Origin of the sequence: Desulfoluna butyratoxydans (genome assembly GCF_900699765.1) — a bacterium.
Taxonomy (GTDB): domain Bacteria; phylum Desulfobacterota; class Desulfobacteria; order Desulfobacterales; family Desulfolunaceae; genus Desulfoluna; species Desulfoluna butyratoxydans.
This window is the reverse complement of the sequence record NZ_CAADHO010000002.1, coordinates 239,884-253,755: the sequence shown is the minus strand read 5'-3', so window position 1 is coordinate 253,755 and position 13,872 is coordinate 239,884. Positions and strand designations below refer to the sequence as shown.

General features: G+C 58.6%; 12 protein-coding genes. 6 read left to right on the top strand and 6 right to left on the bottom strand.

The window, feature by feature from the left end:
* Position 1: 1 nt before the first annotated feature.
* The 4 genes from dsrJ to MSL71_RS06210 all read right to left on the bottom strand — a co-directional run bounded on the left by dsrJ (position 2) and on the right by MSL71_RS06210 (position 3,721).
* Positions 2–385: a sulfate reduction electron transfer complex DsrMKJOP subunit DsrJ gene (gene dsrJ / locus MSL71_RS06225; RefSeq protein WP_180137892.1), complete on the bottom strand. Its 384-nt coding sequence runs from the start codon at positions 383–385 to the stop codon at positions 2–4.
* Complete coding sequence (dsrK, locus tag MSL71_RS06220; RefSeq protein WP_180138976.1) at positions 378–1,967, bottom strand: sulfate reduction electron transfer complex DsrMKJOP subunit DsrK; 1,590 nt, start codon at positions 1,965–1,967, stop codon at positions 378–380. Before dsrK ends, dsrJ begins: the two co-directional genes overlap by 8 nt.
* Before the next feature lie 24 nt (positions 1,968–1,991).
* Positions 1,992–2,990, bottom strand: coding sequence for a sulfate reduction electron transfer complex DsrMKJOP subunit DsrM (dsrM, locus tag MSL71_RS06215; protein ID WP_180137890.1), 999 nt, complete (start codon positions 2,988–2,990; stop codon positions 1,992–1,994).
* A 128-nt stretch (positions 2,991–3,118) separates the two neighbouring features.
* Positions 3,119–3,721 (bottom strand): RsbRD N-terminal domain-containing protein, encoded by a 603-nt coding sequence (locus tag MSL71_RS06210; protein WP_180137888.1) that lies wholly within the window; start codon positions 3,719–3,721, stop codon positions 3,119–3,121.
* A gap of 820 nt (positions 3,722–4,541) precedes the next feature.
* Between MSL71_RS06210 and MSL71_RS06205 the strand changes: the two genes are divergently transcribed.
* The 6 genes from MSL71_RS06205 (at position 4,542) to MSL71_RS06180 (ending at position 10,562) form a co-directional block, all read left to right on the top strand.
* Entirely contained in the window at positions 4,542–6,020 is a 1,479-nt protein-coding gene (locus tag MSL71_RS06205; protein ID WP_180137886.1) for an NfeD family protein, read from the top strand.
* Between the two features lie 18 nt (positions 6,021–6,038).
* On the top strand, positions 6,039–6,524 hold the full coding sequence (locus tag MSL71_RS06200) for an NfeD family protein (RefSeq protein ID WP_180137884.1): 486 nt from the start codon (positions 6,039–6,041) through the stop codon (positions 6,522–6,524).
* 73 nt (positions 6,525–6,597) lie between these two features.
* Positions 6,598–7,584, top strand: a complete 987-nt coding sequence (gene floA / locus MSL71_RS06195; protein ID WP_180137882.1) for a flotillin-like protein FloA — start codon at positions 6,598–6,600, stop codon at positions 7,582–7,584.
* Complete coding sequence (locus tag MSL71_RS06190) at positions 7,584–8,168, top strand: hypothetical protein (RefSeq protein ID WP_180137880.1); 585 nt, start codon at positions 7,584–7,586, stop codon at positions 8,166–8,168. Before floA ends, MSL71_RS06190 begins: the two co-directional genes overlap by 1 nt.
* A gap of 171 nt (positions 8,169–8,339) precedes the next feature.
* Positions 8,340–9,344 carry a lysophospholipid acyltransferase family protein gene (locus MSL71_RS06185; protein WP_180137878.1) on the top strand — a complete coding sequence of 335 codons (1,005 nt, stop codon included), beginning with the start codon at positions 8,340–8,342 and terminating at the stop codon, positions 9,342–9,344.
* Between the two features lie 324 nt (positions 9,345–9,668).
* Positions 9,669–10,562: a lysophospholipid acyltransferase family protein gene (locus MSL71_RS06180; protein WP_180137876.1), complete on the top strand. Its 894-nt coding sequence runs from the start codon at positions 9,669–9,671 to the stop codon at positions 10,560–10,562.
* A 365-nt stretch (positions 10,563–10,927) separates the two neighbouring features.
* On the opposite strand, the gene MSL71_RS06175 is transcribed toward MSL71_RS06180, so the two are convergent.
* Together MSL71_RS06175 and MSL71_RS06170 are read right to left on the bottom strand one after the other, a co-directional pair.
* Positions 10,928–12,163 carry an OmpP1/FadL family transporter gene (locus tag MSL71_RS06175; protein WP_180137874.1) on the bottom strand — a complete coding sequence of 412 codons (1,236 nt, stop codon included), beginning with the start codon at positions 12,161–12,163 and terminating at the stop codon, positions 10,928–10,930.
* A 201-nt stretch (positions 12,164–12,364) separates the two neighbouring features.
* A complete protein-coding gene (locus tag MSL71_RS06170; protein WP_180137872.1) occupies positions 12,365–13,711 on the bottom strand; it encodes an acetyl-CoA hydrolase/transferase family protein in 1,347 nt (448 codons plus the stop codon).
* Positions 13,712–13,872: the final 161 nt, after the last annotated feature.

The window sequence follows — 13,872 nt, the reverse complement described above, 5'->3', positions numbered from 1 at the left end:
ACTACTTCTCCTTCGGATTCACGTGGCAATCCCAGCAGTAGGGGTTAACAGAGGCGTACTCATGGCACTTGTCGCAGAAGTCCGCCTTGTTGGTGTGGCACTCAAGGCAGGTGTTGGACAGGCTCATGTTGTACTTCTTGCCGTCATCCGCCACATAAATGCGGTGACCGTCGCGAACCACCGAGTTTCTCCAGCCGTCCAGAAGCTGCATGTGCTCCTTGGCCATCTGGTCCTTGGGGAGGATACATGCTCCGGCGGCTTTGGCTTCCGGAGCGATGACCAGCTCCGGCGCAGGCTTGGCCGATCCCGTGTTGTACCAGAACGGGAAGGAGACCAGGACGGCGAAGATGGCCACTCCGGCTAATATTTTACCTTTATCATTCATCAGAATCACCCTCCGCTCCAGGTAAATCCTCAAACCTCAGGTTTGTGGTTCGTTCAATTTCACCGTCCATGACCAGGGCGTTGGCTACCAGCTCGTGGAGGCCGGTGACTTCCACGCCGGGTACCCAGTAGTCCATGAGGGGAGGCAGGGCCGCCCTGTCGATGGCGCACATGCAGGCCAGGGTGTTGACGTCGTACTTGTCGTGGACGTACTTGACCGCGTTGGCACGGGGCAGGCCGCCTCGGAGGCGCTGTTCCATGATCTCTTCGGTGTTGAGGCCCGCACCGGAGCCGCAGCAGAAGGTCTGCTCGCGGATGGTGTTGGCAGGCATTTCGTGGAAGTTGTTGCAGACGCTCTTCAGCACGTAGCGGGGCTCGTCGAGCATACCCATGGCACGGGCCGGGTTACAGGAGTCGTGCCAGGTGACCTTCAGGTGGTCGTTGCGGCTCGGGTCGAGCTTGAGCTTGTTGTGCTTGATGAGGTCGGCGGTGAACTCAGCGATGTGGATCATCTTGGTGGACGCGGCGTTCTCAAAGACGGTTCCGGTGATGGGGTTCACCGGGGTCTCCAGGAAGTTGGCCGGGCCGTTCATGGTCCCCATGTACTGGTTGATGACGCGCCACATGTGGCCGCACTCGCCGCCCAGGATGTACTTGACGCCGAGGCGCTCTGCCTCGTGGTACATCTTGGCGTTGAGCTTTTTCATCTGGTCGGCGGAGGTGAAGAGGCCGAAGTTGCCGCCCTCAGAGGCGTAGGTGGAGAGGGTGTAGTCCAGGCCGATGTGCTCGAAGAGCATCAGGTACCCCATGAAGGTGTAGGTACCGGGGTCGGCGAAAGCGTCACCTGAAGGGGTCACAAAGAGGATCTCGGCACCCTTGCGGTTGAAGCTGGGGTTGATCTTGACGCCGGTGATCTCTTCGATGTCTTCGCAGAAGAACTCAATGATCTCTTTGAAGTTCTGGGGCTGGATACCGAGGTGGTTACCCGTCTTGGAGCAGTTGGCCACGGGATCCTTGATCCAGTTGATGTTCACGCCGAGGAGGTTCAAGAGCTCGCGGCCCATCATGGTGATCTCGGCGGTGTCGATGCCGTAGGGGCAGAAGACGGAACACCTTCGGCATTCGGTGCACTGATAAAGATAGGAGAACCACTCTTTGATGACCTGGGGGGTCATCTTCCGGGCACCGCCGAACTTACCGAGGAGCTTGCCCACGGTGGTGAAGTCGTTTCGGTAGATGCTTCGGAGCAGCTCAGCCCTTAAGAAAGGCATGTTCTTGGGGTCACCCGAGCCGATGTAGAAGTGGCACTTGTCGGCGCAGGCACCGCAGCGGACACAGATGTCCATGAAGACCTTGAGGGAGCGGTACTTGTCCAGGCGCTCCTTGAAGCCTTCGTGAATGATCTGCTGCCAGTTTTCGGGAAGCTGCCAGTCCTCGTCGGCGGGGGACCAGTCGCGGCCGTTGGGGAGCCCAAGGTAGTCCAAGGTCTTGGCCTTGGCGGGATAGCAGAACTTGCCTTCGGACAGGTCCGGCGGCGTGTCCATCCACGACTTCTTGGGAACAGCGTTGTCTATTTTGATCATCTCTTCCGGTTTGATATCCACGATTTATGACTCCTTTTCCACTGGGAGACCCGCTTCGATCATCTTCTCTCTGAATTCGTTTTCGTATTTCTCGTAGGTTACGAACGGAAGATCGGGGTTCCAGGGGTTGATGTGTCTCTTGGCTCGGCTGTTGTTGGCCATGTTTCGGGTGGGAGAAAGGAAAATACCACCGGCATGCATCAGCTTGCTGAAGGGGAAGTACACGAAGAGTACGCATACGCAGAACAGATGCACGTAAACGAAGGGGTCAATGTTGGCCGGAATCGTGGGGTGCAGTGTCACCAGGCCCATGGTGAGTTCTTTGACGGCCACCACGTCCACCCTCAGGAAGTATCGCATGTAGATGCCGGTACCTGCGATGGCCATGATCAGGAAGAGGGGGAAGTAATCGGCTGCCAGGGAGGCGTACCGAAGGTTGGGTTTGGTCACACGCCGCAGGAAGAGAAAGCAGACTGCGGCAAGCAGGACCACCCCGGAGAGCAGCACGATGGGAAGGCCGATCTGGAAGAAACCGTCGATGAATTCCAGAGCTTCGATGAAGAACGGCACAGGCTCCAGGAAGAAGCGCATGTGACGGACGAGCACCGCCAGGAAGCTGTAATGGAATGCCAGGGCAAACAGCCAGAGCCAGATTTCCCATTCATAAGAGATCCGGTCACCCTTGATTTCCGCCTTGGTGTTGCGGAACAGAGACCTGAAGGTCAGGATCTCAAAGGCCATGCGGCCCACCACACCGAGTCCGGTGTAAGGGTTCTCAAGCTTGTCATGCTTGATCCAGGGCAATGATTTTTGCTGACCGCAGGTGGTCGGGATGCGGAAGGGAACCGGTGACTTGGCCCACTTCATGATACGCCAGATAAAACCGCCCAGGAACACGACAAAGGCGATGTAGGGTATCAGGATCCCAAACACTCCCTGCAGCGCAGGCGCACTGCCGCCCAGAAAGGCGAGTGCACCCAGCACAACGACCGCTACCAGGGACAACACAATATTAACGTTCATACCTTTTCCTCACCCTTTGGTGCTTGATCAAACGAACGCACCCGAATTGAAAGTTTGTAAAAGACGGACACAACCTCACATGTCGGGAAGGCCGGCAACCCTCCCGGAGAGGCTGACACACCCCCGCCCTACAGCCCTCGATCCGGTTCCTCGTCCGATTTCTCAAAGCCCCCGTTTTTATAAACATCATGTGGTAAAATTTCGGTCCCGACTTCGGGAACCTCACACAATATATCCTTGTTCTTCAGAATGTTGAGCGTGCGGGTACGCACTTCGCTGGCCCGCAGCCGGTAGATCTGCTCCCGGCAGGCCATGTAGATGTCAAAAGCCGCCAGGCTGAGCCGGTCCACGCGGTTGTAGAAGCCGTCGAGATCCTTCTGGGTCACCTTGCCCTCTTTGATCTCTTTTTTCAGGGCCTCTTTCACCACGGTTTTCAGCGCAAAGATAAAGGCCACCCCTTCGCTGGGGACAAAGGCCTGCACCGCACGCAACCGGATGAGCGGGTCGAGCTTCTGGCGGAGTACCTCGGGGTCGGGCTCGTTTTTCGCGGCCACCAGAGCAAAAACGTCGGTGAACCCTTCCTTGGCCATGGCGCCGATGGGGTTGTTGAAGGGGTCTTTCTCCTTCATGATGAATCGGCTGCCGTCGGAAGAGTAGTTTCCGGCAAAACGTGCGGTCCATGCGCTGATGATCTCTTTGGCATGGCTGTCGAGGTGTTTGTAAATACCCATGGTTCCTCGCACCCGCCTGCATGCGCACGCGGGTTTCCTAAGAATTACATTTGTAACAGCAACTTAATGATGAAACGGAACTTTCCGAGTTTAAACGATTGATATAGAACAATTTCCGTTTTTGTGTCAAGAACTACTTTCCTTTCAAACGAGGCTGAAGTATGCATCGTTAAAGGATATTGCGTTTGCCTACCCGTAAGGATACGAACCTGTTTTTCCTTCGTTACCTTCCAGGGTTTTGATAGTATAAACGGTATCAAAAACCATGGCTTACCCCAAGGCGAATCCTGTGGGAATCATGCCCTATTCCCCGTCGGGCAGTGGGCTTGCCGGGCCGGAGGCCAAGGTGACAAAGGAGAAAATCACAGGATGACCCGGCAGCGGTGCCGCACCGTGATGGCCCGGGCATGCTCGCCGACTCAGGGCACGCCGGTTTGCCCGCAGGTACCGTGCTCCGGTCCGGTGGCGGCCTCCTTGTCGTATGGCTCCATGGTTTGATTATGTTCCTGATAAACCGCCGCACTATAGCAGAAGCGCGGGGCCAAATAAATGGTGCTCAAACGTGAATTATTTTGATTTCATTGTTCATTCGTGTTGATGGATGGTTGCGGCTCGGGGGCGACGTGATCTTGCACGGTTTTCCCTTTTCCTGTATATACGAATAGTCAATCAGGTGTCATCCGGCGAATTTACCTCCCACGGAGGCAAAACCGGTGCGCATCCTTCATTTATAGGGTTGTCAGGGCCATACTTCCCTGCTCCGGCGGCGTGTTGTCCGGCTCCCGGCATCGCTCTCTTTACCTGAACCCCAGGCATCACCATGCAAAAGTTGACCTCTTTTCCTGTTGCGGCATGTTTTTTCTTTGGATGGATTCTGTCGTGTTTTCTGTCGACGGGCCCGTTTTGCGCCACGGCCCGGGCCGAAGGGCCCGAGGTCCTCGTCATTCCTATCTCCGGTGAAGTTTCTCCGGCCATGGCCGCCTTTGTGGAGCGTGCCACACGGGACGCCGAAGGGGCTTCCCTGGTGATTTTCGAGATGGATACCTTCGGCGGTCGGGTGGATTCGGCCTTTAAAATAGTCGACGCCATCACGGCCCTTGAATCCCCCAGCGTGGCCTGGGTGAAGACAAAAGCCATCAGCGCCGGGGCCCTTATCGCCCTTTCTGCCGACGCCCTGACCATGTCCCCGGGCACCACCATCGGGGATTGCGCCCCCATTGCCGTGAGTCAGGAAGGCCCCAAGATGCTGGGGGAGAAATTCCAGTCTCCCCTGCGGGCCAAGTTCCGCGCCCTGGCCCGGAAAAACGGCTACAGCGAAGCCCTGGCCGAGTCCATGGTGACGGCGGAGCTGGAGATCGTTGCCTATGAAGCCGACGGCAAGACCGTCTATCTGGAGAGGCAGGCCTACGAGGACTTGAAGGAAAAGCCCGACCACGTGCGAACCGTGGTGCGGGAAGGCGAGTTGTTGACCATGGACGATGTGGAGGCCAATGCCTTCGGGTTTTCCAAGGCCACCTTGAAAACCCTGGCCGAGGTGGTGGCAGGCGAGGGCAAGGGCGGGGTCGTGCCGGAGCGCGTGGACCCCTCCTGGTCCGAGGACCTCTCCGGGTGGATTCTCTCCATCGCCCCCATTCTCATGATCATCGGCCTGGGAGCCCTGTACACCGAGCTCAAGGCCCCGGGCTTCGGGGTCTTCGGCATCGTGGGGCTCTGTGCCCTGGGGCTGGCCTTGTTCGGCCACCACATTGCGGGCCTTGCCACCTATGCGGAGATCCTCATCATTGTCATCGGCTTGCTGCTTTTGGTGGTGGAGATTTTCGTGCTCCCGGGGTTCGGGCTGGCTGGTATGATCGGCTTTCTGCTGGTGATACTGGGGCTGATCCTCTCCCTGCAGGATTTTGTGATTCCCGACCCGGACCTGCCCTGGGAGGGCGACCTGTTCCGGGGAAACCTGCTTACCGTGGTGGCCTCCTTCGGCGCCTCCCTTATCATGGCCATGGCCATGCTGCGCTATCTTGTCCCGGCCATGGCCGGTCGGGTGAGCGGGCCGTACCTGGACGCGGACTTAAAGGAATCCCATGCCGACTCCAAAGAGACGGCACGCATTGAAAAAGGTGCCACGGGTGTGGCCTTGAGCCCCTTGCGGCCGGCCGGAAAGGCCGCGTTTTACGGCGAGCCCTTTGATGTGGTCACCCGGGGTGATTTTATTGATCGAAACGAGCATGTTGTGGTCACCGCCGTGGAGGGGAACCGTGTCATTGTGGCCCGGAAAGAGTCCCCTTCCGAACCTGTTGCATAAAGGAACCCAGCCAAGCCCATGAAACTTGCCTTAACCGTCATTGTCCTTCAAGTTCTTGGTGTTGCCGCCATCATCGCCGAGTTTGTCATCCCCTCCTTCGGAGTGATCTCCGTGGTGGCCGCGGCCCTGTTTGTGCTCTCGGTGTACATGGTTTTTACCGAGGCCTCCACCCAGATGGGCTATGCCCTGCTGCTGGCCGATATTTTTCTTATTCCCGCCGCCATTTTCATCGGGGCCAAGGTGCTGGAACACTCCCCGGTGACCCTTAAGAAACAGCTGAAAAGCGAGGAGGGAGCCACGTCCCAGAAAAAAGGGCTGGACCATTTCCTCGGCCTTGAGGGCGAGGCCCTCACCGACCTGCGTCCCTCGGGCGTGGCCCTCCTCGGCGATGAGCGCATCGATGTGGTGACGCGCGGTGAATACATAGAAAAAGGCTGCCAGGTCACCGTCCTTTCCGTCACGGCCAACTCCGTTGTGGTGAAACAGCAGATCGCGGCCGATTGAACCCCTCTTATTGAAACCCGGCCCTTCGTTATGGAAGGGCCCTGTATATAACGTGAAAAATCAGGAGAACGTAATGTCCCCAAACATGATTTTAACCTTTGTCGTCCTGGCCATCGTGCTGGTGATTCTTTTTGTGGTCGCCTCCGCCATCAAGCTGTGGATCCAGGCCCTGGTGTCCGGTGCCCATGTGGGTATCCTGAACATCGTCTTCATGCGGTTCCGAAAGGTACCGCCCAAGCTCATCATTGAGTCCAAGATCATGGCGGTCAAAGCCGGTATCGATATCAGCACCGACCTCTTGGAATCCCACTACCTGGCCGGGGGTAACCTGGCCCGTGTGGTCCAGGCCCTCATTGCAGCGGACAAGGCCAACATCGACCTGGAGTTCAACCGGGCGGCGGCCATTGACCTGGCCGGGCGCGACGTGCTCGAGGCGGTTCAGATGAGCGTTAACCCCAAGGTCATCGAGACCCCCAAGATCGCGGCCATGGCCAAGGACGGCATCCAGCTCAAGGCCATCTCCCGAGTCACCGTGCGGGCCAACATCGATCGCCTGGTGGGCGGGGCCGGTGAAGACACCATCCTGGCCCGAGTGGGCGAGGGCATCGTCTCCACCATCGGCTCATCCGAAAACCACAAGCAGGTCCTGGAAAACCCGGATACCATCTCCAAAACCGTTCTTGCCAAGGGCCTCGACTCCGGTACGGCCTATGAGATCCTCTCCATCGATATCGCTGATGTGGACGTGGGCAAGAACATCGGCGCCGATCTGGAGACCGACCGTGCCGAGGCGGACAAGAAGATCGCCCAGGCCAAGGCCGAAGAGCGCCGTGCCATGGCCTACGCCGTGGAGCAGGAGATGAAAGCCAGGGTCCAGGAGATGCAGGCCAAGGTTGTGGAAGCCGAGGCACAGGTTCCCCTGGCCATGGCCGAAGCATTCCGCAGCGGCAACCTGGGGATCATGGATTATTATAAAATGAAGAACATCATGGCCGATACCGATATGCGCAGCGCCATTGCAGGCGATGAGAAAGGACCGGATGACAAGGAGACCACCTGATGGGCGGTATCAAGTTCCTTATCACCCTCGTGGTGATCTACCTCGTCTTCCGCTCCGTCATGCGGAAGATCATCTCAACGGTGAACCCGGAAGGGGGCGATAGCCCCAAAAGAGGGAAGCTGGGGGACATCATCGCCCAGATGAAAGAAGAGATGGAGAGGGCCCGGCTTGAGGCGGAGCGTGAAGCCGCAGGCGAGGAGGACGACTTCCTGGACGACGACCCCTGGGCCGACCTCCGGGAGGATGCGGAGCCCCTTCGGGAGGAGACCCTGGAGGCGGACTCCGACGCCCATCGCCCCCTTCTCCATGAACGCTGGGATGAAGAAGATGAGAGACCCGAGCTTCATGAACGTTGGGACGAAGAGGACGAAAGGCCCGCTCTCCATGAGCGCTGGAACGCCACGGACGAGTCTGACTCCCTCTGGGACAGCTCGGAAGAGAGGCCGGCAAAACGGCGGGCCCAGTCGGTGACGCCCGCACCCGAGGACGGCACATGTGCCCGGGGCAGGAAGCGCCGCACGAGGCTTAAAGAAGCCATCGTCTGGAAGGAGATCCTTGATCGGCCTGTGGGGCTTCGGTCCTGAGTCTCCGCCTTCGGGCGGTGCATAACAAACAGTGTGACAGACGGTTGTGAGCCGCACGGGGATTCCCCGTGCGGCTCCATCGCTGTTCCCCTTGGCATGGTTGGCCCGGGGGGGACTATATTCTTTTGCGTAAAAAACCTTGGAGGAGTTTTCAGCACGAAGGATGTAGTGATGACCATAAAACACTATTTCGAACACATGGCCTACCACCTCATCAGACTGACCCTGACCCTCATCGGTCTGATTCCCCAGCACCGAGCCGACCGGCTCGCCCACTTTCTCGGACATGCCTGGTTCAAAGGCGACATACGGCGCCGCCTCGTGGCCATGGACAACCTGACCCACGCCTTCGGGGACTCCATGGACCAGCAGGAACTCACGGCCCTTGCCCGGCGCAATTTTGTCAACACGGCCCGGATGCTCTTTGAGCTGGGGCAGAGCACCCGATGGCACCTGAAGAGCGTCAGTGACCACTTTCGCTACTACGGTCAACACCACGTCATCAACGCCCATAAAAAAGGCAAGGGGGTGCTGGTGGTCATGGCCCACATGGGCAACTGGGAGTTCCTGGCCCCGGCCATCGTGGCCTCGGGGCTCCAGCCCGCCGCAGTGTACCGTCCCCTGGATTTTGCGCCCCTGGATCGCTACACCAAGGAGATGCGGGAGAAGTTCGGCTGCCGCATGTACCCCACCCGCAAGGCCGTGGACGGGATCTTACGTGAGCTGGATCAGGGCAACCTGGTGGGCCTTCTCATCGATCAGAACGCCAGCAAGCCCCACCAGAGGGTTTTTGTGGACTTTATGGGTCGCAAGGCCAGTGCCCACAAAGGCCTGGCCCAGATTGCCGCGGTGACCGGGGTGCCGGTGATCTCCTTTTTCGTGGTGCGCGAACACGGCAAGTTCCGGGCGGAGTTCGGGCCGGAACTCCCTGTGGTGGATACCGGCAATCCCCAGCAGGATCTTGTGACCAACACCCAGACCTTCAACCGGGTCATCGAGACGATGGTGCGTCGCTACCCGGATCAGTGGCTCTGGGGGCACCGTCGCTGGAAGACCCGCCCCGAGGAGGAGTCAGCCTCCGGCGGTCCTGCCGGGGGCCAAACTTTTAGCCTGATTTATAAAACCGGGTTTGACAAACAGGTCTTAAGCAATCCTTTCCAGGCTCCGCCGAAATAATTTCCACTTTTTCACATTAGAAACGTTTTTTGCGGAGCTTTTTTTCAAAAAAACGACCCGCCGGAGGCTTCTTTCCGGCTTTTTTCCTGAGCCCTCTGGGCCCTGTGGTTCACCAGGGGGCAGCCTTGTTTTGATGGGTTGTTCTTTGCATCTCCCACCCATGCGTGCGCCCTGCACGTGAGCCTGTTTCCCATTGCCAAACCCCTGGTGTGTCAGTATAGTTCTATGCTCTTAGAAGGAACGTTTGAAGGGTGCACACCGTTCTTTTTCCTGTGGAAGGCGGGTGCTGCCCTGTGATGAGACACCTGGGTGTGGATGTGTGGAATGGAATATCTGGTATACAAGGTCGTTCGTCTGTTGTTTCTGTTGTTGGGGCTCATTCCCGAGCCCGTGGCCGGGAAAATAGCCAGTGCCATCGGTGGCATCTGGTACCGGCGGGACAAGCGCCACCGAGAGGTGGCCATCAAGAACATGACCACCGCCTTCGGCAAGGAGATGTCTGAAGAAGAGATCAGGAAACTGAGCCGGAAGGCCTTTGATCACATTGCCCTGGTTCCCTTTGAGATGGGGCGCAGCCTTCGCTGGAGCTGGTCCGATCTCAAGGCCCGGTTTCGGATCTACGGTATTTTTCACCTGAAGGCGGCCCACGCAAAGGGTAAGGGCGTTCTGGTACTGACCTGCCACATGGGAAACTGGGAATTTCTCCCCGTCTCCATGGGGGCCACGGGGTATCAGATCTCGGCGGTGTACCGCCCCCTGGACTTCAAGCCCATGGACCGCTTTATCCTGGAGATGCGCGAGCGCTTCGGCTGCCGCATGTATCCCACCAAAAAGGCGGTGAAAGGCATTCTGGATGAGCTCTCCCAAGGCAACGCCGTGGGCCTCCTGAGTGACCAGAACGCCCCCAAGCCCCACCAAAGCGTGTTTGTCACCATGTTCGGCAAGACCGCCAGCGCCAACAACGGCATCGCCCAGCTGGCCCTCACCACCGGCGCTCCGGTGATCCCCTACTTCGTGGCCCGGGACGGCCGGTTCGTCCGGGGCGAGTTCGGCCCGGAGATTCCCCTGGTGAACACCGGTGACTTCGAGGCCGATGTCCGCACCAACACCCAGAACTTCAGCTATGCCATGGAAAAGATGGTCCGGAAATTCCCGGAGCAGTGGTTCTGGGTCCACAACCGCTGGAAGACCCGGCCCCGGGATGAAGCGCAGGGGTGAGAGTTGCCTCCGGCGGCCCTGCCGGGGGCTAAACTTTTAAAAAGTTTAACAAACAGGTCTTAAAAAAAGTGATTGGTGAGTAACCCCTTATTTTTAAGAGCGAATGTGATTTTCCCTGAGGAACGAAGGGGAAAGCGCATTCGCAACCTGCTTTCGAGGTGGCACACCTCGCCGCCGGAGGCATCGCTTTTTCTATTTTGTCGTCATAGACGGCATGCAAAAGGCCCAGACCACCCTTTTTCTATCCCCGGCTGCGGGTGACTGAGAACCAAAAAACGCCTTCGGAATATCCGAAGGCGTTTTTTTATACCTGTCGGCTGGTGAGGCCGAGGGCCAGGTATGAGGGTGGACGGTGTGGCTTTGTCTTATCTGAAGGCGTACTGGACGCCCATGCCGATAATCCAGAGGTCCTTTTCATAGGTGATGCCGTGGCTGTCGGTGTCGTCTTCGTAAAAGAGCTTGGTGGCCCCCACGTTGAACCGGAGGCCTTCAACGGGCTCTGCCATGAACCCTGCGGAGAGGCCGTGGTAGACGTTTTTGGAGAGGGCCGTGCTGTAGTCCTCCGGGTCCACCCCTGCGTTGGAGTAGGAGTAGCCCGCACTCACGGCAAAGCCGGGGGTAACGGCGTACTCAAAGGCGCAGGCCACCTCCACCCCGTTGTCCAGGCCCTCTTCGGCCCCTTCCCAGTCGATGTCGTCATGCCAGGCATAGCTCACGTCCGTGGCCAGGGTGAGGGACTCGGTGGCCTTCCAGGAGACGCCCAGGGCGGTCATGGCAGGGAAGTCTTTTCGGGTTTTGTCGCCCTTGCTGCCCAGGGCAGAAGCCATTGCCCCTGCGGCGCTGCCGTCGATCTTGTCCACCTCCCACTCCACCCGGGTGCGGAACTCGTGGCGAAACCCGATGTTGACGGTGGGACTTGGGGTGTAGTTCAAGCCGATGATGGGGGCAAAGCCCGTGCCGGTCTTTTCATAGTCCAGGAATCGGCCGTCGTCGATTTCATAGGTGTTGGTCCCGTAGACCAACCGACCGGTCAGGGACAACGAAAGGGTGTCGCTCACGGCACAGGCCCCGCCCACGTAGGCTCCGATCCAGGCCGAGGCCACCTCTTCTGTCAGAATAGGACCTACTTTCGGGTTTGACGGGTCTATGGCTAAAGAGGCCTTGAGTCCCGCCAGCTGAGTGACGGTGTAGCCAAGGGCCTTGTTATTGATCATGCCGTTTTCATACTCCAGGGCTCCCCCCCCGCCGATGACCCCGAAGCCTGCAAACCCGCTCCATTTTTTTCCGTTTTTTACGGCAAAGAGGTTGGGCACCACTGTGGTGAGGGTGGTGGTCTCGTGCCGCACCCCGTCCTTGGTGTGGCTATACTCCTTGGGCAGGAACTGGTTGCCCGCCATGATAAAGGTGCCCTCGCCCAGCCGGATGGTGCCGGCCGGGTTGTAGAGGACCGCGTCCACGGAGTCCGTGGCCGCCACGCGGGCGGGCATGCGGGTCCAGTCCGCGCTCAGGTTGGTGTTGTTTTCGATGAGGGTTGCTCCGGCCGTGGAAGAAAAGGCCATTGCCGTGAGGAAGGCCAGCAGGGCTTTCATGCGGTGTGTCATGTGGTGCTCCTTAATCTATTCAGCATTGCGCCTCCGGCGGGTCGCTTTTTAAAAAAAGCCCCGCAAAAACCTTCCGGTTGCTGGAATACAGCCGGAAAACAGACGCCTTTGGATGGAACGAAGACTGCCTTGAAACCTGACTTTTTTACTTTTCAAACGGTTTGCCCCCGGCAGGGCCGCCGGAGGCAACCTCTTGTTTTGTTATTTTTTGTTGGAGTGCCGCCAGATTTTCATGGCTTCCGCCTCCTTGATGAGCCCTTCCCGGAAGTCGGGGTGGGCGATGCTGATCATCAGCTCGGCCCGTTTCCAGGTGGACAGTGCCCGTACCTGGACGGCCCCGTATTCCGTGACCACATAATCGGTCATGTGGCGCGGAATGGTGGTGATGGAGCCCGGGGTAAAGGTGGGCAGGATGCGTGACTGGAGCTCTCCTTTGGAGTTGGTGAAGGTGGAGGTGAGGCAGATGAAGCTCTTGCCGCCCTTGGACCACTGGGAGCCGATGACAAAGTCCCACATGCCTCCGTTGCCCGAGACCTGGTTGGTGCCCAGGCTTTCGGCGTTCACCTGGGTGTAGAGGTCCACCTGCAGGGCGTTGTTGATGGAGACAAAGTTGTCGAGTTTGGCGATGATCCGGGGATCGTTGGTGTAGTCGGCCGGGTAGGACGCGGCGGCCGGGTTGTTGTCCACGAAGTCGTAGAGGCGCTTGGATCCCATGGCAAAGGTGTAGGGAACCCGGTAACGGTCCAGGCTTTTTTGGGAACCGTTCATGCGGCCGGATTCGATCATGTCCACGTAGGCATCGGAGAGCATTTCCGTGTGTCCCCCTAAGTTTTTCAGGTCGGACTGGGCGATGATTTTGCCCACGGCGTTGGGCATGCCGCCGATGCCGAGCTGAATGCACGAGCCGTCTGTGATGTGGTCCACGATGAGCTCGGCGATGGTGCGTTCCTGCTCGTTGGGCTCGGGGCTGGGCAGATCGGCCAGGGCGAGATCGGCGGGAGCCTCCACCACGTAATCCACTGCGGAGATGTGGACGGCCTCTTCGGCACCCCCCGGGCAGACGGGCAGGTTGGGGTTCACCTCCACGATGACGCAGTCCGACTCTTCCATGGCCGCCAGGGTGGCGGAATTGTGCAGGCCCAGGTTGAAGTAGCCGTGATCGTCCATGGGGCAGACCGTGCAGATCACCACGTTGCGGTGGGGGGCCACGCCCTCCCGGAACCACGAGGGGGCCTGGTGGTACATGATGGGGTAGTAGAACCCCACGTTGAAGTCTCTCTGCAGGACCCGGGAGATCTTGCTGAACTGGAGATCGTGATAGACAAAGCTCTCAGGGTGCTTGACCACCTCGGGTACCGGGGGCAGGGTGACGGCCACATGGATCTCCACATCCTGAAGTTCGTCATGGCGGGCCGCCAGGGCGATGTCGCACACCACGGGCTTGCCGTTGAAAAATCCGTAATCCACCACGTCCCCTGATTTGACGACCTTTACCGCCTCTTCGGCGGGCACGCACTTTTCACTGTACTGGCTGCTGTATCGGTTCATACTCCTCCTTTGCACCGTCAGAACTCGAAAGATCAGATTTTCTTTGTTGTGAATATTGTTTTTATGAGCAAAAGGGATGCCAGTTTGCCGGGGTGGGGTATATGGCCAATGATAACAGGGGTGTGGGTCAGGAGGCGCGGGGCGCCTCCGGGAAAACGCGG

Coding starts and splice junctions, on each gene's coding strand:
- MSL71_RS06205 (WP_180137886.1), top strand. CDS start 4,542: ATGCAAAAGTTGACCTCTTTTCCTGTTGCGGCATGTTTTTTCTTTGGA.
- MSL71_RS06200 (WP_180137884.1), top strand. CDS start 6,039: ATGAAACTTGCCTTAACCGTCATTGTCCTTCAAGTTCTTGGTGTTGCC.
- dsrM (WP_180137890.1), bottom strand. CDS start 2,990: ATGAACGTTAATATTGTGTTGTCCCTGGTAGCGGTCGTTGTGCTGGGT.
- MSL71_RS06175 (WP_180137874.1), bottom strand. CDS start 12,163: ATGACACACCGCATGAAAGCCCTGCTGGCCTTCCTCACGGCAATGGCC.
- MSL71_RS06210 (WP_180137888.1), bottom strand. CDS start 3,721: ATGGGTATTTACAAACACCTCGACAGCCATGCCAAAGAGATCATCAGC.
- MSL71_RS06190 (WP_180137880.1), top strand. CDS start 7,584: ATGGGCGGTATCAAGTTCCTTATCACCCTCGTGGTGATCTACCTCGTC.
- MSL71_RS06180 (WP_180137876.1), top strand. CDS start 9,669: ATGGAATATCTGGTATACAAGGTCGTTCGTCTGTTGTTTCTGTTGTTG.
- MSL71_RS06185 (WP_180137878.1), top strand. CDS start 8,340: ATGACCATAAAACACTATTTCGAACACATGGCCTACCACCTCATCAGA.
- dsrK (WP_180138976.1), bottom strand. CDS start 1,967: ATGATCAAAATAGACAACGCTGTTCCCAAGAAGTCGTGGATGGACACG.
- floA (WP_180137882.1), top strand. CDS start 6,598: ATGTCCCCAAACATGATTTTAACCTTTGTCGTCCTGGCCATCGTGCTG.
- MSL71_RS06170 (WP_180137872.1), bottom strand. CDS start 13,711: ATGAACCGATACAGCAGCCAGTACAGTGAAAAGTGCGTGCCCGCCGAA.
- dsrJ (WP_180137892.1), bottom strand. CDS start 385: ATGAATGATAAAGGTAAAATATTAGCCGGAGTGGCCATCTTCGCCGTC.